Below are 24239 nucleotides of genomic sequence, written 5' to 3'. Positions count from 1 at the left end.
TTATGAAAAATACTACCACGTTTAAAAGTGACCTCTCTCAAAGTGAATTTTCTTTGACCGAAAGAATCGCCGGCCATGCCGTTCAAAATCCAATTTTGGGACTTATAAAAGCCGATTACCCAGATTTTACAAGTGATCAATTTTTGGCTATATCGGAGTTGAATTTTTACAGAGAAAAATATATTTCAAATTATTTATTGGCTGAGATTGGGGAATTGAGTCATTTAGAACAACATGTTATTGGCTCATTAAAGGAGGACACTTCTTTGGTTTCAGAAGTTGAAGACGAAATAGCCACTCGTACTTTCGGACAAATGGTGGCTGACAAAGTCGCAACTTTTGGAGGGAGTTGGACATTTATTATTTGTTTTGGCTTCTTTATTTTAGTGTGGATTAGCATTAATACCTATGTTTACCTTAATAAAGGCTTTGATCCCTATCCTTTTATTTTACTAAATTTGATTTTATCTTGTTTAGCTGCTTTGCAAGCACCAGTGATCATGATGAGTCAAAACCGTCAAGAAGAAAAAGACCGAGAACGCGCTAAAAAAGACTATATGATTAATTTAAAATCAGAAGTAGAAGTGCGAATGTTACATGATAAATTGGATCATTTAATTCAACATCAGCAACACGAGTTAATAGAAATTCAGAAAGTTCAAATCGAAATGATGAACGATATCTTAAGCAGAATGAAAATATAAGATTAATCAATAGTGTTTGTATACATAGCCGCCAATTACGAAAATAATATTAATGCCGATTAAAATTGTCAATACATTTTTAGTGGTGGCCGTTTTTTTGGTAGTATAAAACAGTAAAAGACCACAAAACATGAAAATCATGCTGTACACCGCAGGATACATTACAAAAGCATTCACCAATTCACCCTTTACTATCAAAAGTAGGGCGCGTTGAAAACCACAGCCCATGCATTCTACGCCAAACAGTGTTTTACTCAAACAAGGAATCAAATACTTTTCTAAATGCATCACCATTAATTTGATACAATTTTACGAAAAAAGTCGATTCCATTTCAGTAATTTGTTTTTAAAAAAGGTAGCCACGAACAGCACAAAGGGTACTATTTTTGAAAGTAAAGGATACTAATAAGACAGCTATTAAAAATTTGAGGCATAAAAACCATTACAAGTAATTAGAATAAAATAGTGTCATGCATTCCGTTGATTTCTCACAAAGCTGCAAAGAAAGCGCTGCGAATTAAGGGAAATAGTTTAAAAGTAAGCTTCTTTTTTAACTAGTAAGATAGTAAGGCACATCAAGTATAATTAATCTTAATTTTCTTAATGTGCTTACTGGTTTATTTGTTTGTGGTTGCCTTTTGGGGCTGGAATATTTTTATTTATTTTAAGCTTTTCGCGCAAAACCGAATGGAAATCCTTTTTTTAATAAACGGGCTGCTCGTTTTTATTTCTTATTTTTGAAGCTTGAAATTTTTTTACAAATGAAAAAGATACTGATGCTGATTATGGTTTTGGCCATTGGAGTTGCTTTTTATGAACAAAGTAAACCAGAGAAAAATGTGTATTTGATGGTGATGGCTTTGATTGTTTTTATGTATGGAATGATGCGTTTAAGTGCCAAAACGCCCAGTAAAAATCAAAATAAAGGTGAAAATGATGTGGAATAAAGGGGACCGAGTGTCAGTTTTAGACGAGGCAATTAATGGTCAAGTGATCGCTGTTAATGGAACAGATGTAACCATTGAAACGGAGGATGGTTTTATGATGAAATTTGGATCACATGAATTAGTTAAACTGCACAACGACAGTAATTTAATGGATACTATCCGAAGAATTAATGTAGAAGAAATCATCAAAGAAAAAACAATTCCTGCGCCTAGAAGTTTTGTAAAAGAGCGCAAAGAAAAAAAGGAAGTAGGCGTTCCCGAATTTGATTTACATATCGAAAAATTAGTACCTAATAAACGCGGAATGTCTAATTACGATATATTGACCCTGCAAGCTGATACCGCTAAGCGTCATATTGAATTTGCTATTAGAAATAGAATTCCTAAGATTGTTTTCATTCATGGAGTAGGAGAAGGAGTCCTCAAAGCTGAGCTAGATTTTCTCTTAGGTCGCTATGACAATGTAGTATTTCAAGATGCTAATTACCAAAAATATGGATTAGGCGCTACAGAAGTGTATTTCAAACAAAACACAAAATAATTTATTTAACTCGTCTTTGCTACGAAATCAAAACGCAATAGACTATTGTTTTTTAGTGTTCACATAAGAAATACTACTATTCCTGTTTTTTTATATAATAAAAGGGAAGCTGCAGCTTCCCTTTTATTTTTCTTTGCTTCTTTTTAGAAAACAAATCTAACATTTAACCCAAAACCTCCTGCATGGAAATCTGTATCTTCTAGTACCCACAGTGTAGGTCTCCAGTCAACACCAATGGCAATTGGAGCTCCTTTAAAACGATATTCTAGACCCACTTCTCCACTAAGGCCTAAAAGAAAATCATCGCCAATAAAAGCAGATGGACCTGCTCCCATATACCAATTGAACGATTCACTCCCTAGAGGTCTATAAATGAAATCGTATAATGCTTCCACTCCAACACCACCATTTCCAAAAGAAACGTCAGCGTGGATTCGGCTGAATTTACCTGCAGAAAAAACAGCATCTACAGCCACATCATTACCTGTTACATCTCCAAATCTAACCCCAATTTCTTGAGCATTTGCAAAATGTGCTGATCCCAAAAACAGTAATCCTAAAAGAAATTTTTTCATAATTTTTGTACTAAAATATTAATAATATAAATAACATAGAGCTGCAAAATTAGTAAAAAATAGACATCAACGAATTCATTATGAATTTTTTAACCAATAAAAGGCGTTATTTTATTTGCTTTTTTTTGGATTTAATTTCATTATTTATTAGTCATTTGTTAAATAACAGAAGGATTATAATAGTTTAAGGATTATACAAATAACTTTATTTGATTATATTAATAATAAATATTACTTTAATAATTGTTTATAAAGTTAATTTTTTAACAAAAATCAGTATTTTTAATAAATTTTATATAACATACTTGCTAAATTAATTTTTTTGTTTACTCGTTAAAACTTACATTTGTCCAAAATATTAAAATCATGGCAGGAAACAGTTACGGTACTTTATACAAAATCACAACATTTGGAGAGTCGCATGGAGAAGCTCTAGGGGGAATTATTGACGGATGTCCTCCTGGAATTACACTTGATTTAGAGGCAATTGAAGTTGAAATGTCTCGAAGAAAACCAGGACAATCAGCTATCGTTACCCAAAGAAAAGAACCTGATACAGTACAGTTTTTATCAGGCCTTTTTGAAGGCAAAACAACAGGTACACCTATAGGTTTTATCATTCCTAACACTAATCAAAAATCGGATGACTATTCTCATATTAAAGATAATTACAGACCGAGTCATGCCGATTATGTATATGAAAAGAAATATGGAATTCGAGATTATAGAGGTGGTGGTAGGAGCTCTGCAAGAGAAACCGCTAGTAGAGTAGTTGCTGGTGCTATTGCAAAACAAATGATGCCCTCTATTACATTCAAGGCTTATGTTTCCTCTGTGGGTCCTCTTTTTTTGGAAAAACCCTATCAAGATTTGGATTTTTCTAAAATTGAAGACAACCCAGTTCGTTGTCCGGATATGGAGATGGCCGCTAAAATGGAGGACTACATTAAAGAAATCAGAAAACAAGGTGATACAGTAGGCGGAACAATCACTTGTGTTATTCAAAATGTCCCCATTGGACTTGGCGAACCCGTTTTTGATAAATTACATGCCGAACTAGGCAAAGCAATGCTGTCGATCAATGCTGTAAAAGGCTTTGAATTTGGAAGTGGATTCTGTGGTGCAAAAATGAAAGGAAGCGAACATAACGATTTATTTAATCTTGACGGAACAACTCAAACAAACCTTTCGGGAGGAATTCAAGGAGGAATAAGTAATGGTATGGATATCTATTTTCGAGTAGCTTTTAAACCAGTAGCTACCATTATGCAAAAACAAAACACCATTAACAAAGATGGTAATCAAGTGGAAATGACCGGAAAAGGCAGACACGATCCTTGTGTAGTACCGAGAGCTGTACCTATCGTAGAAGCAATGGCAGCCATCGTTCTAGCAGATTTTTATTTATTGAACAAAACCTATCAATAATTTTTTTTACAAATCAACAATAATAGTATAATCAATTAACCAATGGAAGTAATCCAAACCCCAAAAAAAGCTTTTTTTAAAGGACTCACGGGTCAAATTTTAATAGCCATGATTCTTGGTGCTATCTTAGGAATTTTTATTCATAATTCTTGGGATATGGATAATGCACAGGAATTTAGCAACAAAATAAAAGTTCTTGCCACAATTTTTATTCGCTTGGTACAAATGATTATTTCACCTTTGGTATTTACGACTCTTGTTGTAGGGATAGCTAAATTAGGTGATATCAAAGCTGTTGGTAGAATCGGAGGCAAAGCTTTGGCTTGGTTTTTTACCGCCTCATTTATTTCTTTGCTAATTGGAATGTTTTATGTTAACATTTTAAGTCCAGGAGTGGGGCTAAATTTATCCAATGTTGATACAAGCGCTGTTAGCGAGGTTACCGGAAAAACACAAAGTCTTTCTTTCAATAATTTTATTGAACATATTGTACCCAAGAGTATTATTGAAGCAATGGCTACCAATGAAATTTTGCAAATTGTAGTTTTTTCCATTTTTTTCGGATTAGCGGCAGCTTCCATTGGAAGTCATGCAAAACCTGTGGTAGATTTCATGGATAGATTATCGCATATCATTCTAAAAATGGTCAATTTTGTTATGAAGTTTGCGCCAATTGGAGTTTTTGGTGCCATTGCAGGAGTATTTGCTGTCAGAGATTTTAGCGAGCTGGCCATCACTTATTTCAAATTCTTTGGATCATTTTTGATCGGTATTAGTACTCTTTGGTTGGTTTTAATTGCAATTGGATATCTATTTTTAGGAAAGAAAATGGCTTCACTTTTAAAGCATATAGTTAGTCCACTTATCATAGCTTTTGGTACTACAAGTTCGGAAGCAGTGTTTCCAAAATTGACAGAAGAATTAGAACGATTTGGAGTTAAAGACAAAATTGTATCTTTTATGTTGCCACTTGGATATTCATTTAATCTAGATGGTAGTATGATGTACATGACTTTTGCAGGAATTTTTATAGCGCAAGCTTATGGAATTCACCTAGATTTAGCCACACAATTTACAATGCTTTTTGTTTTAATGTTGACTAGTAAAGGAATTGCCGGTGTCCCAAGGGCTAGTTTAGTCGTGGTGGCAGCTACTTGTGGAATGTTCGATATACCCGTAGAAGGAATTGCTTTAATTTTACCAATTGACCATTTTTGTGATATGTTTAGGAGTGCAACTAATGTATTAGGTAATGCTCTAGCAACATCGGTAGTGGGAAAATGGGAAAAAGAATAATCTGTATTACCTACGAATTCAAAAGCCTGTGGTGTAAAACTACAGGCTTTTTTATTGTAAGTAAATATGTGATTATCATATGGTTATTTTTTTTGAAAATATTTCAACAAACTAGTTAATTTTTTCATAAAATAGTCTTATTTTAGACCATTGTTCCCAACATATTAATCCAAATTATTTATTAAAAGATGCTTCGAAATCGAATTGTTTTAGCTTTTTTTCTCGTGATATTTAGTCTTTGTAATCTGATAGCTAGCAATAAAGCAGCTGCACAAAAGGCACTAATAAATCAATCCAAAGAAGCTAATTCTTATTTTCGAGATAACAATTTTGAAAAGTCATTGCTGTTAGCTAGAGAAGTTTTGAAAAAAGCACTACAAACCAAAAATAATGAGTTAGTAGCTGCAAGTTATAATCTAATTGGCTGCAATTACAATGAATTTTCTGAATTTGATAAAGCCATTGAATATTTTAATAAATCATTACATTACGCCAAAATAGTGGCTAATGATACACTTCAATTTAAAGCCTTCAACAATCTAGGAAATGTATATTGTTTTAGTAAAAAGAACTACAATAAAGGCATTCCATTCTTTAAAAAAGCTATTTTTTACTGTAAAAAAATAAATAATAAGAATTACCAATTGTTTGTAAGCATCAATATGGCGTGGGCCTATTTTGAAAATTCTGATTTTGAACACGGATTACCCTTTCTGAAATATGCCAATGCTAATTTTGTAGAAAATGGAAATGAATCTATTTGTACCGTATTCGAAATGATCAATGGTATGTACTTTAATCATCTAGGAAACTTCAAAAAAGCGTCAGAGCATTTGCAAAAATCGATTAAACATGGCTATATTCATAATGATTTAGACGATGTTTCCGATGCTCATAATGAATATTCAAAATTACTATTTAAGTATGGTCATTATAAGGAAGCTTATATCCATCTAAAAAAATATGATGATTTAATCAATTCTATTTATGAAGAAAACAAAATAATAAAGGCTTCGGTAGCAGGATTAAACGTTGAATTAGATGAATACAAGAGAGAATTAACCAAGTTTGAATTAATTAAAGAAGCTCAAAAACAAAATTTGATCAAGTCGAAGATTATAGTGGTGCTTTTTATCATTGTGTTTTGTATTTTATTGATCCTCATTTATACTTTAGTGAGAAACAACAGTTACAAAAGAAAAATAAATACAGAATTAACTATTGCGAATAATGATTTACTAATTGCGAAAGAAAAAGCAGAGGTGGCTTCTCAAATGAAATCACAATTTGTATCTACAATTAGCCATGAATTAAGAACACCTTTGTATGGCGTTATCGGTATCACCAATATGCTGGTAGATGAATATAAGTATTTAGCCAAAAGCCCGCACCTGACTTCTTTAAAATTTTCGGCACGTTATTTACTTTCTCTAATTAATGACATTTTACAAATCAATAAAATTGAAGAAAATCGAATTGTTTTAGAACATATGACTTTTAATATTTCCGATGAAATAGAGTTAATCATTCAATCTTTGTCTTTTTTAGCCCAAAACAATAGAAATAGAGTAGAGATAGATATACATTCTAATCTTCCAGAATATGTTATTGGAGACAAATTAAGATTTTCTCAAATTATCATGAATATCGTTAGTAATGCACTAAAATTTACAAAGAACGGTAATGTAAAAATAAGTGCAGTTGTAGAGAAAAAAGAAGGTAATATTTGTTATATTCAATTTAAAATCTCAGATACCGGTGTTGGAATCGATGTAAAAGATCAATTAAAGATATTTGACAAATTTGTACAAGTGGGCCGAAATGATACGGATTATCAAGGTACGGGTTTAGGCTTGTCAATAGTAAAAAGATTATTAGAATTATTCAATAGCGAGGTGCATTTAGAAAGTGTAATTGGACAAGGCACCACTTTTACATTTACTATTCCTTTTGAAAGTGATCTTCAAAAAACCAATGCAATCATCAATAATATAAATGTTGACTTAAGTACAAGTCATATTTTTAAAGTGTTGATAGTTGAAGATAATAAAATCAACCAAATGGTTACTCGAAAATTGATGGAAAAAAATCACTTTAAGTGCCACGTGGTAGAGGATGGATTTCAAGCGCTTTCGGTACTCGAAAAAGAAACCTTCGACATCATATTAATGGACATCAACATGCCTTTGATGAATGGATTTGAAACCACCCGATTAATTAGAAGTCAACAAATTGAAACACCCATAGTTGCCTTAACTGCTTTTGATAAAGAAGAAATAGCAGAAGAGGCCCTTGCTGCTGGACTTGATGATATCATTATTAAGCCATTTGATCAGTCAAAACTATTCAAAGTAATACATTCCTTAGTTTCAAATTCGCAAAGCGTTAGTTAATACCAACGCTTTTTGTTTTGTTTTGAATTTACCGATTTTCTTGATTTATGAGCCCCGCCACTTCTATTTGAATTCTTTGGTTTTTCATTTGTAGCTTCAGGATTCCCCGATTGCCAAGGGTAAGGATGATCTGAAATGGTTTTAACGTCTACTTTTATTAATTTCTGAATATCTTTCCAATACGGGTGTTCGTCTTTGCCACAAAATGAAATAGCAAGTCCGCCATTTCCAGCCCTGCCAGTTCTTCCGATTCGGTGCACATACGTTTCAGGGATGTTAGGAAGATCAAAATTTACAACGAAGGGAAGCTGATCAATATCAATACCTCTAGCTGCAATATCTGTAGCCACTAGTACACCAATTTCCTTATTTTTAAATGCATCTAAAACGCGTTGTCTTGCATTTTGAGATTTATCACCATGTATTGCTTCCGCAGCGATACCTCTCTTTTTTAATGCTTTTACCACATTATCGGCACCATGTTTTGTCCTTGAAAAAACCAGCACATCTGTAAGATTTTTATCTTGTATTAAATGATACAAAAGATTGCGTTTTTCTGCTTTTTCAACAAAATACAAATGTTGTTCAACCTTTTCAGCAGTTGAAGAAACTGGAGATACCGTAACAGTTTCAGGATTATTTAAGAACATTTCAGCCAATTCTCTAATAGCCAAAGGCATTGTGGCTGAAAACAATAGTGTTTGCCTGTTTTTTGGAGTAAGTTTTACAATTTTTTTGACATCATTTACGAATCCCATATCCAACATTTGATCTGCTTCGTCTAAAACCAAAGTATGAAGATGATCAAAACTAATAAAACCCTGTTTATGAAGATCTAATAATCTGCCAGGGGTAGCAATTAATATATCCACGCCTTGTCTTAAAATATCTACTTGAGGATTTTGAGATACCCCACCAAAAATGGTTAGTTGTGTTAAATTGGTATATTGAGCATAAGCATCAAAATTTTGACCAATTTGAACAGCTAATTCTCTTGTAGGGGTGATGATCAAAGCTCTTATTTCCTTTTTTTTCTTTGATGAACCTACAATTCGATGTAATTGGTGAATAATAGGAATCGCAAAAGCGGCTGTCTTTCCGGTTCCTGTTTGTGCACATCCAACGAGATCTTTTCCGGATAAAATAAGAGGAATAGATTGTTGCTGAATAGGAGTAGGACTAGTGTAACCCTGCTCGATAACTGCTTTTTGTATACTTTTGGAAAGGGATAAATCTTCGAATAACATAGTTTTTGTTTTAATATTCTTTAAAATTCTCAAAGAATAGGGCTGCAAAGATAGTGTTATTATTTATAAGCTAAATTTTAACTAGGAATCTAAATACAATTTTAACGGATTAAAAGTGATTTAAAGAAAGTTTTGGTTATGTGCTTTTATAAAATCAGTGACCAAGTAACCAATTAATTTTCCAATCAAGTGATTATTTTGAGTGTGATCTAAATCAGGAGCACCTTCGCAAATATGAAGATAAGTTGCGTTTTTTTGATTAGCAAAAAAAGAAATAAACATGCGTAATTCTTCTATTGAAAAACCACTTAATGTCATGGCGCTACTAGGAATATTCGGAATAGCGTCTAAATCAATTTCAATACCAAAAGAATCATTTTTTATAAATTCAAGTGCTTCAATCATTTCGTGACTGAATTTCTTTTCTTTACGTACATTGATACTATCATAGGTATTATATCGAACTCGATCTTCTAATTTTTTAATAATATCTAGAACACTTTTAGAAGTATAATTTTCATGTAATCCAAAAATGAAGTATTTTTTCAAAAACCCTTCTTCAAATGCATAAGAAAAACCATTACCGCTATGTCTTCCTTCTAAAATTCTAAAATCTGAATGTGCATCAAAATTAATGGCATTTATCGCTTTTCCTTTAGCCAATGCAGTACCTTTAATATTGCCGTAGGCATTATTATGTCCTCCGCCAATAATGATTGGAATTTTACCGGCTTGAATGATTTTGCAAACAATATAAGAAACTTCTTTGTCAATTTTTTTTACCAATTGACTTAATTTGGAACGGTCGTCAGCGTTATTAAAATCTAAGCTTTTAACTTCATTCATTTCATCTCTTACATCAATTTTTCCCAAAATCAGAAGTTGACTACCTTTACAAAAACGATTGTGTTGAATATTTGCAATTCCTTTTATGGCACAATCCCAAGCAGAGGCTGCGCCCGGTCTTCCATAATTTGCACGAATACCAATATCTTCAGGAATTCCAAAAAGGACATATCTAGCATCTGAACTCACAATAAAAGACTCTAGATCAGTGTCTTTTGGTACCGTGATCATTTTTTCGCCAAACTTGATTTCTCCGCTTCTATGATTGGTAATTTTAGCCAGATCACTTGAGGTGAATTGGATTAATTTTTCCATTTTTTTTATTTCAAAAATACTATAAATATGTTAACAGTCGTTATACCCTTAAAAGAATTACTTAAATTTGCTAAAAAAATTAATCTACATGGAAAAAGAACAAAACAATTCAAGTTTAAAAGCTATCATAGCTGTATTAGCCGTATTATTGGTAGGAAGTTTGGTGTATATATTTAAATTATCTTCTGATAAAGAGGTAGTAAAAACCGAACTAACTACAACTTTAAGTGAAAAAGAATCTGTAATGAAAGATCTTCAAACCTTGAAGACTACTTATGATGCAGCTATTGCGGAAAACACTTCAATGTCTGAAGAATTAATTCAAGAAAGAGACAAAATTGTAGCTTTAATGGATGAATTGAATCAATCAAAAGGAGATGTTTCTAAATACAAAACTCAGTTATCAGCTTTGCAAAATAAAATGAAAGCATTGATGACTGAAAATGAGGGACTAAAATTAGCTAATGAGAAAGTTACTGCACAAAGAGATAGTACAGTAGTGGTATTAGGAGAGTCTAAAAAATTCAACGAAGTATTAGTAGGTCAAAATGAAGATTTATCTAAAACTGTTGAAAAAGGATCTAAACTTACTGTTTTAAATACAAAAACAGCTGCTTACAAATTAAGAAGTTCTGGAAAACAAATTGAAACAGAAAAAGCTAGTAGAGCTGATATTTTAAAAATTAGTTTTACGATTGCAGAAAATCAAATTGCAAAATCAGGTGACAAAACTTATTATGTACAAGTTATTGATAGCAAAAACAATGTACTAGGTGAAAAACAAACGGAAACCTTTGGTGAAAAAAGTTTGACTTACAGCTTTGCTACAACAGTAACATATCAAAATAAAACTGTGGATGTTTCAGAAGATCTTCCTGGAAAAAAATTCGAGAAAGGAACTTATTTCATCAATATTTTTGATAAATCAGAATTAGTTTCTAAAACAAGTTTTACTTTGAAATAATCAAAAATCGGTAGTCTATTATTAAAAAGAGGAAATTAAGTTTCCTCTTTTTTTATTCATATACTTTTCCCTCAATTAAAACAAAATCTATTAAGTTACTACCAAAAGCATAAGGAAGTTGATAAAAAGAAGAAATTTCTTTGGTAACAATTAAATTAGCTTTTTTTCCTATTGTAATGCTTCCGTGAGTTTTTGCAATTCCCATAGCATAAGCGCCATTTATTGTAGCTGCATTGATAGCTTCCTCGGGTGTCATTTTCATTTTGATACAGGCAGTTGCCACTACAAAATTCATATTGCCTGAAGGTGTAGAGCCAGGGTTGTAGTCTGTTGCTAAAGCTAGTGGAAGTCCTTCAGCCATCATAGCGCGAGCAGGGGTGTATGGGATACTCAAAAAATAAGAACAAGAGGGCAGTGCAACAGGCATTGTGACAGCATCTTTTAAAGCTAAAATATCTTCGTGAGTCATTACTTCTAGATGATCTACCGAAAGCGCATTATTTTGAACTCCAATTTGAATACCACCAATAGAGTTAAATTGGTTCACATGTATTTTAGACCTCAGTCCGTAGTGTGCACCTGCCTTAATTATTTCTTCGGTTTGGGCTACTGTAAAGTAACCACTTTCACAAAAAACATCAATAAAATCAGCTAAATTTTCTTTCGCAATTTTTGGGAGCATTTCATTAATAATGAGATCAATGTAGGCTTGTTTTTTTTCTTGGTATAAAGTAGGGAAGGCATGGGCTCCTAAAAAAGTTGATTGAATCGCAATGGGAAAATTTTGTGCTAATTTCTTGATTACGCGCAGCATTTTTAATTCTCCTTCTACAGTCAATCCGTATCCTGATTTTATTTCAATAGCTCCTGTTCCTAATTGCATCACTTCTTTTAGTCGAGAAGCGGATTGTAGATATAAATCTTCTTCGCTAGTTTCGTTTAACTTTTGAGCAGAATTTAAAATACCTCCACCACGATTTGCTATTTCTTCATAAGTCAATCCATTAATTCGGTCCACAAATTCTTGCTCACGGTTTCCAGCATAAACAATATGTGTATGACTATCACACCAAGTTGGGAGTACAATTTTTCCGTTAGCATCAATAGTGGTATCAGCTGTAATGACTGGTAAATCATCCATAGTGCCAAAATCAGAAATTAAGTCATCTTTAATCACTAAAAATGCATTTTTAATACTGGGTAAAATCGCCATTGCAGCGCCAGAAACTTTTACAATGTCATTATTTCGGACTTGCAAAAGTTCTTTTATATTGATAAGTAATGTAGTCATTTTAGGGAAGTGTGTCAAAAACAAATTTCACAAATAGAAATGAATGGCTTCATAACAACTGTGAAATTTGATGATCATTTTTATATTTTTTTATTCTGAAACTTTAATCTCGAACATTTTATCCCAGTTTTTTCCAGTTACAAAAAAAGTTTTCGTTTTGGGATTATAAGCTATACCGTTTAAAACATCAGTGTCTATTTGTGGTGTAATTTTATTTTTTAAATCGACTAAATTTAAAATTGCTTCAACAGCTCCGTTTTTAGGATTAATCACTGCAATCGCATCTTTTTGATACACATTTCCATAAATTTTCCCATTTACCCACTCTAATTCATTAACAGCTTTAATTTTTGTGTTTAAAGAATAGACAAAAATACTTCCAATAGATTGAAAAGAGTTTGGATTTACCATATGAATATTTTCAGTACCATCCGTCATGTATAAATTTGTTCCATCCGAAGTTAACCCCCAACCCTCCATGTCTTTAAAATAAGAAAATGTTTTTTCCTTCTTAAAAGTATCTGTATTATAAATGTAGGCTTCGTTATTTTTATAGGTAAGCTGGTAAATTTTGTTATTAAGAATGGTTATCCCTTCTCCAAAAATATGCTCAGGAAATTCAATTTTTGTATATACTTTTCCTGTTCTATAATCCGTTTTCCTCAAACTAGAGATTCCTCTTTTTCCACTTGGTCCAGACCCGTTTCCTGTTCCTTCAAAAAGAGTGTCTCTATAGAATTCAAGTCCTTGAGTGTAAGCTGTTGTGTCATGCGGATAAGTATTGATAATGGTGTATTTCAATAATTTAGGTTGAATGTTAGAAACTAATTCCACTCTAGCAGTTGCTTCTGAATTTTCACCTTCAAAATAAACCAATGCTTTTATGTTTTGATATCCTAGTTTTTGTTCTTTGAAAGAAAAGTCGAAAGTTGTATTTCCTTTGATGCTTGAAATTTTAACCTCGTTAATATAGTAAACGATACTGTCTATCGTTTTTGCTTTTGGATTCAAGATTCCGATTTTTAGAACATCATTTGATGTGTAAAAGGGTTTAAAAGAAGAATTATCAATGGTAAAAAGAGAATTTTTACCTTTTTTAGTATCTCCACAGTTAGTTAAAATAATTCCTAATAAAATGAACGCTAGGAAGTTGAGTTTTTTCATGATTAAAAATTTAGCTTAAGCTAATATACAACGATAATTTTAAGCGCCAAAGCTCTTGCAAAAATATAAAAAGGTTGTATATTTGCACCGGCAAGTCCTACACGACCAGCTCCTGCAGACTCCCCCAGGGTGGGAACGCAGCAAGGGTAAGCGGTTGAGCGGTGCGATGTAGGTCGCTTGCCTTTTTTTTTATAAAATTTAAAAAACAGTATCTTCCCTCGGGAGGATTTTTTTATTTTAGGACGAATCTAAAGCATAAATACGGTAGATTTGATTCAAAATTTTAAAACAATAGTTTAGTTATGAATAGAGTAGTTTTAATAACAGGAGGTTCTTCAGGGATTGGTAAATCGATTGGAGAATTTTTGCATCATAAAGGTTTTGTAGTGTATGGCACCAGCAGAAATCCAGAGAGAATCACTAATTCGATTTTTCCATTACTTGCTTTAGATGTTAGAGACACTACCTCTATTAAGACTGCGATTACCGAAATCATTACTATAACAGGTAGGCTAGATGTGGTTATTAACAATGCGGGCGTAGGAATAACTGGGCCACTTGAAGAAATTCCAACAGAAGAAATCAAAAATAATTTTGAAACCAACTTATTTGGACCAATCCAAGTAATGAAAGCAGCTTTGCCTCAAATGCGTGCTCAAAAATCGGGTTTGATCATTAATATAACTTCTATTGCGGGTTATATGGGATTACCTTATCGAAGTGTATATTCGGCTTCAAAAGGAGCTTTAGAACTTATTACTGAAGCTTTGAGAATGGAAGTAAAGAGTTTTGGGATAACCATAACCAATGTTGCTCCAGGTGATTTTGCAACCAATATAGCCGCAGGAAGATATCATGCTCCTGTTATTCAAGGCTCAGATTATGAGGTAGTTTACAAACGAACACTTCAAGCGATGAATGAACACGTGGATAGCGGCAGTAATCCAAATGAAATGGCCGAAGAAGTGTACCAAATTATTCAAAATCCAAATCCAAAAATTCATTATAAAGTTGGGGTTTTTATGCAAAAGTTTTCAATTGTTTTGAAAAGGATTTTACCGGATAAAGTGTATGAAAAAATGCTAATGAATCATTATAAAATATAATAATTAGAAAAAGAGTATTGATTTTTTTGTCAGTTGTACTTTTGGCACATATAAAATTGGTTGTTAGGTGCTTTATTCGCAATTTGTTAATTGGTTTGAATGGTCAAATTAAGATTTCAGAATTTTATTAGGAAGACCTACGAAATGTTCTTGAGAAAATTAGAGATGAGTTAAAAGAATTAAATAAAAACAATTCTGTTACATAATTATAAATTGTAGTTTTGCAAAAAATTGCGTGAGGGATAGAAGCAAACTACCGAAGTAGTGCGTATAGCCCGACCGCATTTACAAAAGGCGCCCATAACCGGTAGCCTTGAAGCGCCTTTTGTAAATGTGGTCACGCCCCAAAAAGAACACAATTAAATATAAATAGGATATGAAATTTTTTATTGACACCGCTAACTTAGCACAAATTAAAGAAGCACAAGCATTAGGTGTTTTAGATGGAGTAACGACGAATCCATCTTTAATGGCTAAAGAAGGAATCACGGGAAAAAATAACATTTTGAAGCATTATGTGGATATCTGCAACTTAGTAGAAGGTGATGTAAGTGCTGAAGTGAATGCTTTGGATTATGACGGAATGATCAAAGAAGGAGAAGAATTAGCCGATTTGCATGAGCAAATTGTAGTAAAATTACCAATGACTAAAGAAGGAGTTATGGCTGCAAAGTATTTTTCTGATAAAGGAATTAAAACTAATGTAACGTTAGTGTTTTCAGTAGGACAAGCGATTTTGGCAGCTAAAGCAGGAGCTACTTATGTTTCTCCATTTGTAGGTCGTTTAGATGATGTTTCTACAGATGGTTTGAATTTGATTGAAGAAATCAGATTGGTATATGATAACTACGGGTACGAAACTCAAATTTTAGCTGCTTCAGTTCGTCATACGATGCATATCGTGAATTGCGCAAAAATTGGGGCAGATGTAATGACAGGACCACTTTCGGCGATTTACGGTTTATTGAAACACCCATTAACGGATATTGGATTGGCTCAATTTGTAGCTGATTTTGAAAAAGGAAACAAATAACTTTTGCGTTTAGCAAAGTTTTTTAAGTTTTAAAACGCTTGAATCCCTTGATAATTTCGATTATTGAGGGATTTTTTTTGAAAGTTAATTGAAATATGAATTTACTGTTTTTAAAAATTTGTCATCTTGAATAAATAGTGTACTTTTGCACACCTTTTGGTGAATAAGAGTTTCCTTTAGGTATCAACTATTTATGTAAAACAACTTCTGTTTTTTCTCTCGCTTTAAGAAACTCAAGGAAAACAGAATACAAATTTTTTATCAGCATGTCTGAACAATTAAAATCACAAGAAGAGTTTTTAGCAAATTTTAACTGGCATAACTTCGAAGAAGGTATCGATGCAGTAGATGAGAAAAACTTATTGGAATTCGAAGAACTAGTATCAAAAACTTTTATCGCTACAGATCAAGAAGAAGTTGTAGAAGGAGTAGTTGTAAGAATCACAGATAGAGACGTTATCGTTGATATCAACGCAAAATCGGAAGGTGTTATTTCATTAAACGAATTCCGTTACAACCCAGCTTTAAAAGTAGGTGACAAAGTAGAAGTATTAATTGATATCCGTGAGGACAAAACTGGTCAATTGGTATTATCTCACAGAAAAGCACGTACTATCAAATCTTGGGATAGAGTTATTTCTGCTAACGAAACAGGTGAAATCGTTAATGGTTTTGTAAAATGCAGAACTAAAGGTGGTATGATCGTTGACGTTTTCGGAATTGAAGCTTTCTTACCAGGATCTCAAATTGACGTTAAGCCAATTAGAGACTACGATGTATATGTAAACAAAATGATGGAATTCAAAGTGGTAAAAATTAACCACGAATTCAAAAACGTTGTAGTATCTCACAAAGCGCTTATCGAAGCAGATATTGAAGTACAGAAAAAAGAAATCATCGGTCAATTACAAAAAGGACAAGTATTAGAAGGTGTTGTTAAAAACATTACTTCTTATGGTGTGTTTATTGACTTAGGTGGTGTTGACGGATTAATTCACATTACTGACCTTTCTTGGAGTAGAATCAACCACCCAAGTGAAGTGCTAGAATTAGACCAAAAATTAAACGTTGTAATCCTTGATTTCGATGATGAGAAAACAAGAATTCAATTAGGATTGAAACAATTAAACGCTCACCCATGGGATGCTTTAGATGCTAACTTAACTGTTGGTGACAAAGTGAAAGGTAAAGTTGTAGTTATCGCTGACTATGGTGCTTTCATTGAAGTAGCTGAAGGTGTTGAAGGGTTGATCCACGTTTCTGAAATGTCATGGTCTACTCACTTACGTTCTGCTCAAGATTTCGTAAAAGTAGGTGATATCGTTGAAGGAGTTATCTTAACTTTGGATAGAGATGACCGTAAAATGTCATTGGGTATCAAACAATTGTCTCAAGATCCTTGGACTGATATTACTTCTAAATACCCAGTAGGTTCTAAACATTCAGGTATCGTTAGAAACTTTACAAACTTTGGTATTTTCGTAGAATTAGAAGAAGGAATTGATGGATTAATCTACATTTCTGACCTTTCTTGGACTAAGAAAATCAAACACCCATCTGAATTTGTAAATGTTGGTGAAAAATTAGACGTAGTTGTATTAGAATTAGATGTTGATGGACGTAAATTATCTTTAGGTCACAAACAAACTACTGCTAATCCTTGGGATCAATACGAAGATTCATTCGCTGTAGGAACTATCCACAATGGTGAAATTTCTGAAATCGTTGACAAAGGAGCTACTGTAGAATTTGGAGATGATATCGTTGCTTTCATTCCTACGCGTCACCTTGAAAAAGAAGACGGAAAGAAATTGAAAAAAGGCGAATCTGCAGATTTCAAAGTAATTGAATTCAACAAAGAATTCAAAAGAGTAGTGGCTTCTCACACAGCTATCTTCCGTGAAGAAGAAGAGAAAAATGTGAAAGCTGCCACTGAAAATACTTCATCTGCTTCTACTAATGCACCAGCTGCAACTTTAGGAGATAACAATGATGTATTAGCTGCATTGAAAGCTAAAATGGAAAAATCAGAGAAAAAATAATTTCTAGATTTTTTGAATATAGAAAACCTCACAGCAATGTGAGGTTTTTTTATGTCTATTTAAATTTTTCATTTGTATCAATAAGACCATTGCCTTATTTTTGAAAAAAAAAGCCAAGATGAAACCATTAAGAGAAAAACTACTGCTTCAAGATGCCTCCATTCATAAAGTGCAATATGACAAAGAATGGTTTTTTAAATTGGATGACATGGCTTTTCATTTAAAAGAAGATTTATCCGAGGTCGAATTCGTTTATCTTCCCATCAAGATAGAAGGTGAAGAAGAAATTGTGAAATGTAGTAGTTTTGAAGATATTTTACGAGGTAGAAAAGAATTATAATAAAAAAAAGGAGATTTCTGAAATCTCCTTTTTTGTTAACGGTTATTTAGCTTCGCTTTTTCTTTAATAATTTCGCTAATCTTTCTGTTTTCGATTTTACTTTCAAGCCAAGAGATGATATCAAGATATAGGAAAGCTCTTTTTTCGTAAGTATTTTTGTCTAATTCTACAAAGCGTTCTTTCATTTTAACAAATTCCTTTTTGATATCGCTTGGATAAATAGCGTTTAAATTTTTCATAAATCGTATGATTTCCTTTTGTACTTCATGCATATCATTCATTTTGATCAAAAACTTATACGTATTTTTAATCTGATTTTCAATATAGAAATCTTTCCCTGCTTCGTAATGAGCAATCAAACACAATAGCCTAGAAAAGCACATCAAATCTTCTCGCATAGATAAGTTTTTGTTGTTGATGATTTTTTCTAAATACCAAATACATTCGGTATATTTTTCATTACCAAAATAAATAGAAGCAAATTTATAATAGAATAACATTTCGTGATGCTCATCTAAATGATCGTTATGAATTTTGAGTTTATTCAAAATTTCAGGAATCAAATACTCACTTTCAATAAAACTTCCTTCTAAAATATGATAATTTATTTTATTATTATATAGATACAAAAAGGACAAACAAGCAATATTGTCATTGATTGGAAAACGATTATCTTTAATGGTTTCTTCCAATAATCCTAAGTATTTTTTGAATTTAGTTTGGTATTTGAGCATATACAATGACTCCAATAAATAATTGTTTCCTTTTAAGAAAAATACGGGATTCAAATAAATCATGTTCGGATTATCATAAAACAAGGTTACCCACTTAAAGGAGTATTTGAAACTCGCTAAAAAATCTTGAACTAAGAAACTGCGCCACAAATTGGCATTATAAAACCAATATTTTTCTCTAAATCCAAATTTACTTTCGTCTAATTTAGAGATATGCTTGATAAAATAGTCATCGATATATTTGTACTCAGCATCGTTTTTAACATACCCAGTTTTGAGCATGGTTCCATATAATTGCAAGGAAAGATTCGATAATTTACTCGAAATGGTGTTTCTGTAATTCAAATCTTTGGCTTGAACTACAAGTTCATCAGCTCTGCCTTGAATACTGCGTGTAATGTATTGTGATTCTATTAATTTTTCAAACTCAACAATTTCAAACGCCATGTATTTTTCGTCATTTTCTAATGCCAAAGCTTTGGTTTTGTCTAAAATTTTTAGACTTTGTTTGTAAAGTCCTTTATTATATAAAATTGTCGCAAAATCGATTTGTTCTCTTAATTGATATCGAATATTTTGACTAGGGATATTCAAGCGAATACTTACCAAAATTTGTTTGTAGAGATAGGATTTTAAATTGGATAATTGGACTTTTTTAATTAATCCATTTTTCAAAATCATTTTTTCATCATACACTTCTGATTTGTCCAAAATGTTGAATAGTTCAATAAATTTTGTATTCGAACTCGTTTCCAAACGACTAGCAAATATCTTAAATTGACGTTTTTCGGACTTTGAAAGGGACTTAATTAATACAAATAAAAAATCTTTTTGATGGTTAGCCATTGTAAAATAGTGTATCTTAAAATATTAAAAATCAATACATTACAAGTAATTAGTTGATTTTATAAAGAGTATATTTGAATATATTGGTTTTTATACTTGTGTTTCGAAATCTATTTTTGTTTAGAGATGTGAAATTACATTAAATAAATCAAAATGAATAGAGAGAAAGTTCAAATTTTTGACACCACATTACGTGATGGAGAGCAAGTTCCTGGATGCAAACTAGATACGAAACAAAAGCTCGTTATTGCCAGTCGTTTAGATGAAATGGGAGTTGATATAATAGAAGCAGGCTTTCCGGTTTCTAGTCCCGGTGATTTTTTATCTGTTTCAGAAATTTCTAAAATTGTAAAAAATGCTGCAGTTTGTGGCTTAACCAGAGCTGTTAAAAATGATATAGATGTCGCTGCACAAGCTTTAAAATATGCGAAGAAACCAAGAATTCATACGGGTATTGGAACGTCAGATTCGCATGTTATTCATAAATTGAATACGACAAGGGAAGATGTTATTGAAAGAGCGAAAGCGGCTGTTGCTCATGCAAAATCGTATGTAGAAGATGTAGAGTTTTATGCAGAAGACGCTGGTCGAACAGATAATGAATTTTTGGCTCGAGTCTGTGAAGAAGTCATCAAATCAGGAGCCACCGTTCTAAATATTCCTGATACTACAGGATATTGCTTACCAGAAGAATATGGGGCAAAAATAAAATATTTGAGAGAGAATGTTAAAGGGATTGAGAAGGTAACCCTTTCTTGTCATTGTCACAATGATTTAGGAATGGCTACCGCTAATTCAATTGCAGGGGCTATTAACGGTGCGAGACAAATAGAATGTACTATTAATGGTATTGGAGAAAGAGCTGGTAATACAGCACTTGAAGAAGTGGTTATGATCTTCAAGCAACATCCTTACCTAAACTTGGATACGAATATCAATACGCGCCAATTGAATGAAATGAGTCGATTAGTATCCGAAAGTATGGGGATGATGGTACAACCTAACAAAGCTATAGTTGGAGCGAATGCTTTTGCTCATAGCTCAGGAATTCACCAAGATGGTGTCATTAAAAATAGAGCTACTTACGAAATTATGGATCCTTTAGATGTTGGAGTCAACGAATCTTCCATCATTCTTACTGCTAGAAGTGGGCGTGCAGCTTTAGCTTATCGTGCTAAAAAAGTAGGTTATGAATTGACAAAAGTGCAATTGGATTTGGTCTATCAAGAATTTTTAAAATTTGCAGATATTAAAAAAGAAGTTCTAGATACAGATATTCATCAAATCATAGCCATTTGTAAAATCAATAGTCAATCGGCTTAGTTTTATAAATATTAAAAACAAAACTTTATGAATTTAAAAATAGCGGTACTCTCAGGCGATGGAATAGGACCAGAGGTAACCTTGCAGGCTAAAAAAGCGTTACATGCAATTGGTGTGGTTTTTAACCATGAATTTGTTTTTGAAGATGCTTACATTGGTGCCATTGCCATTGAGAAAACAGGAAAACCATTGCCTGATCAAACTTTAAATTTATGTAGAAATACGGATTGTATTTTGTTTGGTGCCATTGGTGATCCTATCTATGACAACAATCCTAATGCTAAAATAAGACCCGAACAAGGTTTGTTAAAACTCAGACAAGAGCTTGGTTTGTTTGCTAATATTCGCCCTATCAAAGCCTATCCGATTTTGATGAATTCTTCCCCCATTAAGAAAGAAGTTTTGGAAGGAACTGATTTTATAGTGTATCGTGAATTGAATGGTGGAATGTATTTTGGTCAAAAAACAACCAATGAAGCCGCAACCTACGCCTCTGATTTATGCGAATACCATGAAACAGAAATTGAGAAAATTACTCATTTAGCTTTTCAAGCGGCTCAAACTAGAAAAAAGAAAGTCACTTTAGTAGACAAAGCAAACGTTTTAGAAACATCTCGTTTATGGCGAAGAGTAGTTTCTAAAGTGGCTCAAGAATATTCAGATGTAGCATTACATTTCCTTTATGTTGATAATGCTGCAATGCAAATTATTTTAAATCCAAGACAATTTGATGTTTTGTTAACCGATAACTTATTTGGAGATATACTATCAGATGAAGCTAGTGTAATTTCTGGTTCAAAAGGACTTATGGCTTCTGCCTCTATAGGAGAAAAAGTTTCTCTATTTGAACCGATTCACGGGTGCTATACCGAAGCTAAAGATAAAAATAGCGCTAATCCAGTGGCCTCTATTTTGTCCGCAGCCATGCTTTTGGAGCATTTTGGATTAATCGAAGAAGCCAAAAAAATAGTAGCTGCAGTAGAAGCTGCCTTTATTAATCAAGTAGTAACGGTCGATTTAAAGGTGGATTCAAGATTTGGAACTAATGAAGTAGGCGACTTTATTGCCAATCACATTATGGATGCTGAAGATTTGTACTTTAAAAAAGATTTTGTACAAATAGGGCGGTCTACAATTGTTTAAAATAAGTTACAGCATTTAAAATAGAGCAATTTCTTGTTTGTTTTTTTTATTCAAAATATTTAGCTAGTTTTGAATTTCAATCTAACACAATGAACAAGCAAAATATCGTAATTGTCTCTATTATTAATGTCATCGTAATTATTACGTAGGCAAGGGAGATACTATAGATTGATGTAAATCATATTTAATAGAACCTTCCAAATAACTTGGGAGGTTTTTTTATTCTTACAATTAAAATTAAAAACAAAATGGAATTAAATAAATACAGTAAAACAATTACACAAGATGAAACACAACCTGCCGCACAAGCAATGTTGTATGGAATTGGATTAACTGAAGAAGATCTAAATAAAGCACAAGTAGGAATAGTGAGTATGGGATATGATGGCAATACTTGCAACATGCACCTAAATGATTTAGCAAAAGACATCAAAAGTAGTGTTTGGTCTGCTGATTTGGTTGGATTGATTTTTAATACAGTAGGTGTAAGTGATGGCATTTCTAACGGCACAGAAGGAATGCGTTTTTCATTAGTTTCCAGAGATGTGATTGCAGATTCAATTGAAACGGTTATGGGGGCGCAATGGTATGATGGAATGATTGCAGTACCGGGTTGTGATAAGAATATGCCAGGTGCTCTTATTGCTATGGGAAGAGTCAATCGTCCATCGATTATGGTTTATGGAGGAACTATCCATTCTGGAACATGGAAAGGAGAATCATTGAATATTGTTTCTTCTTTTGAAGCATTGGGAAAAAAATTCAATAATACTATTTCAGATGAAGATTTTAAGGGGGTTGTAAAAAATTCCTGCCCAGGACCAGGCGCTTGTGGTGGGATGTATACTGCCAATACCATGTCTTCAGCAATTGAAGCTCTCGGAATGAGCTTACCTTATAGTTCTTCTAATCCTGCTTTAAGTGTTGAAAAAAGAGAAGAATGTAATAATGTCGGAAAAGCGATCAGAGTTTTATTAGAAAAAGATATCAAACCAAGAGATATCATGACGCGCAAGGCTTTTGAAAATGCCATCACTATTGTGGCAGTTTTGGGCGGATCAACAAATGCTGTAATGCACTTAATTGCCATGGCGCATGCCGTAGATATTGAGATTACTTTAGATGATTTTCAAAAAATAAATGACAAAACACCCGTATTAGCTGATTTAAAACCCAGTGGAAAATACATGATGGAAGATTTACATGCTGTTGGCGGAATTCCAGCAGTAATGAAATATTTATTGAAAGAAGGTTATATTCACGGGGATTGTTTAACCGTAACAGGTAAAACAGTCGCTGAAAATTTAGCCGAACTTCCTGATTTGAATGACGGACAGGAAGTAGTTTATGAAATACATAAAGCACTTAAACCAACAGGTAATATACAGGTTTTATACGGAAATCTTGCTGAGGAAGGTTGTATCGCAAAAATTAGTGGAAATGAAGGGGAATATTTTGAAGGAACTGCAGTTGTTTTTGAAAGCGAATTTGAAGTAATTCCGGGATTAAAAGAAGGAAAAATACAACCGGGTAATGTGGTCGTCATTAGGTATTGTGGTCCCAAAGGAGGCCCTGGTATGCCTGAAATGCTGAAACCAACATCGGCCATAATGGGAGCAGGCTTAGGAAAATCAGTTGCCTTAATCACTGATGGTAGATTCTCAGGCGGTTCTCATGGTTTTGTAGTAGGACATATTACCCCTGAGGCTTACGAAGGTGGAACCATTGCTTTAGTGAAAGATGGCGATTTAATTAGTATTGATGCAGTGAATAATACCATTAATTTAAAAATCCCGGAAGAAGAACTTGCAGTCAGAAAAGCCAATTGGGTGCAACCCCCATTAAAAGCCACAAAAGGAGTATTACTTAAATACGCCCGATCCGTTTCTAGTGCATCTACAGGATGTGTAACCGATAAATAAGAAGTTTAAAAAATGAAATTGATTTCATTTCAAAATAAA

At 32.9% G+C, this 24239-nt stretch carries 21 protein-coding genes and 1 other RNA gene; 15 read left to right on the top strand and 7 right to left on the bottom strand.

Annotated elements, in window-relative coordinates; all coding sequences use genetic code 11:
* The first annotated feature begins 2 nt into the window (after nt 1–2).
* Nucleotides 3–704, top strand: a complete 702-nt coding sequence (locus tag ACSVH7_RS11355) for a DUF1003 domain-containing protein (protein WP_438066814.1) — start codon at nt 3–5, stop codon at nt 702–704.
* Nucleotides 705–710: 6 nt separating this feature from the next.
* Here the strand turns inward: ACSVH7_RS11355 and ACSVH7_RS11350 are convergent, their stop codons facing one another.
* Nucleotides 711–992, bottom strand: a complete 282-nt coding sequence (locus ACSVH7_RS11350; RefSeq protein WP_438066813.1) for a DUF2752 domain-containing protein — start codon at nt 990–992, stop codon at nt 711–713.
* 473 nt (nt 993–1465) lie between these two features.
* On the opposite strand from ACSVH7_RS11350, the gene ACSVH7_RS11345 reads away from it, so the two are divergent.
* Both ACSVH7_RS11345 and ACSVH7_RS11340 read left to right on the top strand, forming a co-directional pair.
* A complete protein-coding gene (locus tag ACSVH7_RS11345; protein ID WP_438066812.1) occupies nt 1466–1651 on the top strand; it encodes a hypothetical protein in 186 nt (61 codons plus the stop codon).
* Nucleotides 1641–2192 carry a Smr/MutS family protein gene (locus ACSVH7_RS11340; RefSeq protein WP_438066892.1) on the top strand — a complete coding sequence of 184 codons (552 nt, stop codon included), beginning with the start codon at nt 1641–1643 and terminating at the stop codon, nt 2190–2192. Before ACSVH7_RS11345 ends, ACSVH7_RS11340 begins: the two co-directional genes overlap by 11 nt.
* A 143-nt stretch (nt 2193–2335) precedes the next feature.
* Here ACSVH7_RS11340 and ACSVH7_RS11335 read toward each other — a convergent pair whose 3' ends face one another.
* Nucleotides 2336–2767, bottom strand: a complete 432-nt coding sequence (locus tag ACSVH7_RS11335) for a hypothetical protein (RefSeq protein WP_438066811.1) — start codon at nt 2765–2767, stop codon at nt 2336–2338.
* Nucleotides 2768–3133: 366 nt separating this feature from the next.
* Here ACSVH7_RS11335 and aroC point away from each other — a divergent pair, with 366 nt between their 5' ends.
* From aroC to ACSVH7_RS11320, 3 genes are all read left to right on the top strand, one after another.
* Nucleotides 3134–4195: a chorismate synthase gene (gene aroC, locus ACSVH7_RS11330; protein ID WP_438066810.1), complete on the top strand. Its 1062-nt coding sequence runs from the start codon at nt 3134–3136 to the stop codon at nt 4193–4195.
* A gap of 42 nt (nt 4196–4237) precedes the next feature.
* Nucleotides 4238–5491, top strand: coding sequence for a dicarboxylate/amino acid:cation symporter (locus ACSVH7_RS11325; protein WP_438066809.1), 1254 nt, complete (start codon nt 4238–4240; stop codon nt 5489–5491).
* A gap of 188 nt (nt 5492–5679) precedes the next feature.
* Nucleotides 5680–7884: a response regulator gene (locus ACSVH7_RS11320; RefSeq protein ID WP_438066808.1), complete on the top strand. Its 2205-nt coding sequence runs from the start codon at nt 5680–5682 to the stop codon at nt 7882–7884.
* Here the strand turns inward: ACSVH7_RS11320 and ACSVH7_RS11315 are convergent.
* Together ACSVH7_RS11315 and ACSVH7_RS11310 are read right to left on the bottom strand one after the other, a co-directional pair.
* A complete protein-coding gene (locus ACSVH7_RS11315; protein WP_438066807.1) occupies nt 7881–9131 on the bottom strand; it encodes a DEAD/DEAH box helicase in 1251 nt (416 codons plus the stop codon). The genes ACSVH7_RS11320 and ACSVH7_RS11315 overlap by 4 nt on opposite strands.
* Before the next feature lie 120 nt (nt 9132–9251).
* Nucleotides 9252–10292 carry a formimidoylglutamase gene (locus tag ACSVH7_RS11310; RefSeq protein WP_438066806.1) on the bottom strand — a complete coding sequence of 347 codons (1041 nt, stop codon included), beginning with the start codon at nt 10290–10292 and terminating at the stop codon, nt 9252–9254.
* 88 nt (nt 10293–10380) lie between these two features.
* On the opposite strand from ACSVH7_RS11310, the gene ACSVH7_RS11305 reads away from it, so the two are divergent.
* Nucleotides 10381–11256, top strand: a complete 876-nt coding sequence (locus ACSVH7_RS11305; RefSeq protein ID WP_438066805.1) for a hypothetical protein — start codon at nt 10381–10383, stop codon at nt 11254–11256.
* Nucleotides 11257–11308: 52 nt separating this feature from the next.
* Here the strand turns inward: ACSVH7_RS11305 and hutI are convergent, their stop codons facing one another.
* The gene (gene hutI, locus ACSVH7_RS11300) at nt 11309–12547 is read right to left on the bottom strand and encodes an imidazolonepropionase (protein WP_438066804.1); all 1239 of its coding nucleotides are present in this window, start codon (nt 12545–12547) and stop codon (nt 11309–11311) included.
* Between the two features lie 90 nt (nt 12548–12637).
* Nucleotides 12638–13711 carry a glutaminyl-peptide cyclotransferase gene (locus ACSVH7_RS11295; RefSeq protein WP_438066803.1) on the bottom strand — a complete coding sequence of 358 codons (1074 nt, stop codon included), beginning with the start codon at nt 13709–13711 and terminating at the stop codon, nt 12638–12640.
* 88 nt (nt 13712–13799) lie between these two features.
* Here ACSVH7_RS11295 and ffs point away from each other — a divergent pair.
* From ffs to ACSVH7_RS11270, 5 genes are all read left to right on the top strand, one after another.
* Nucleotides 13800–13897, top strand: an RNA gene (gene ffs, locus ACSVH7_RS11290) — signal recognition particle sRNA small type.
* A gap of 116 nt (nt 13898–14013) precedes the next feature.
* On the top strand, nt 14014–14817 hold the full coding sequence (locus ACSVH7_RS11285; RefSeq protein WP_438066802.1) for an SDR family oxidoreductase: 804 nt from the start codon (nt 14014–14016) through the stop codon (nt 14815–14817).
* Nucleotides 14818–15193: 376 nt separating this feature from the next.
* On the top strand, nt 15194–15850 hold the full coding sequence (gene fsa, locus ACSVH7_RS11280) for a fructose-6-phosphate aldolase (RefSeq protein ID WP_438060336.1): 657 nt from the start codon (nt 15194–15196) through the stop codon (nt 15848–15850).
* A 266-nt stretch (nt 15851–16116) separates the two neighbouring features.
* Complete coding sequence (gene rpsA, locus ACSVH7_RS11275) at nt 16117–17892, top strand: 30S ribosomal protein S1 (protein WP_438066801.1); 1776 nt, start codon at nt 16117–16119, stop codon at nt 17890–17892.
* Between the two features lie 118 nt (nt 17893–18010).
* Nucleotides 18011–18232 (top strand): hypothetical protein, encoded by a 222-nt coding sequence (locus tag ACSVH7_RS11270; protein ID WP_438066800.1) that lies wholly within the window; start codon nt 18011–18013, stop codon nt 18230–18232.
* A 35-nt stretch (nt 18233–18267) separates the two neighbouring features.
* Here the strand turns inward: ACSVH7_RS11270 and ACSVH7_RS11265 are convergent, their stop codons facing one another.
* Nucleotides 18268–19812 (bottom strand): hypothetical protein, encoded by a 1545-nt coding sequence (locus tag ACSVH7_RS11265; RefSeq protein WP_438066799.1) that lies wholly within the window; start codon nt 19810–19812, stop codon nt 18268–18270.
* Between the two features lie 153 nt (nt 19813–19965).
* Here ACSVH7_RS11265 and ACSVH7_RS11260 point away from each other — a divergent pair, with 153 nt between their 5' ends.
* The 3 genes from ACSVH7_RS11260 (at nt 19966) to ilvD (ending at nt 24200) form a co-directional block, all read left to right on the top strand.
* Nucleotides 19966–21135: a 2-isopropylmalate synthase gene (locus ACSVH7_RS11260; RefSeq protein ID WP_438066798.1), complete on the top strand. Its 1170-nt coding sequence runs from the start codon at nt 19966–19968 to the stop codon at nt 21133–21135.
* Between the two features lie 27 nt (nt 21136–21162).
* The gene (leuB, locus tag ACSVH7_RS11255) at nt 21163–22278 is read left to right on the top strand and encodes a 3-isopropylmalate dehydrogenase (RefSeq protein ID WP_438066797.1); all 1116 of its coding nucleotides are present in this window, start codon (nt 21163–21165) and stop codon (nt 22276–22278) included.
* Nucleotides 22279–22526: 248 nt separating this feature from the next.
* Complete coding sequence (gene ilvD / locus ACSVH7_RS11250; protein ID WP_438066796.1) at nt 22527–24200, top strand: dihydroxy-acid dehydratase; 1674 nt, start codon at nt 22527–22529, stop codon at nt 24198–24200.
* The last annotated feature ends 39 nt before the right edge of the window (nt 24201–24239 follow it).

Origin of the sequence: Flavobacterium sp. TSSA_36 (assembly GCF_051547165.1) — a bacterium.
Lineage (GTDB): Bacteria > Bacteroidota > Bacteroidia > Flavobacteriales > Flavobacteriaceae > Flavobacterium.
This window is presented reverse-complemented; position numbering and strand designations above follow the sequence as displayed.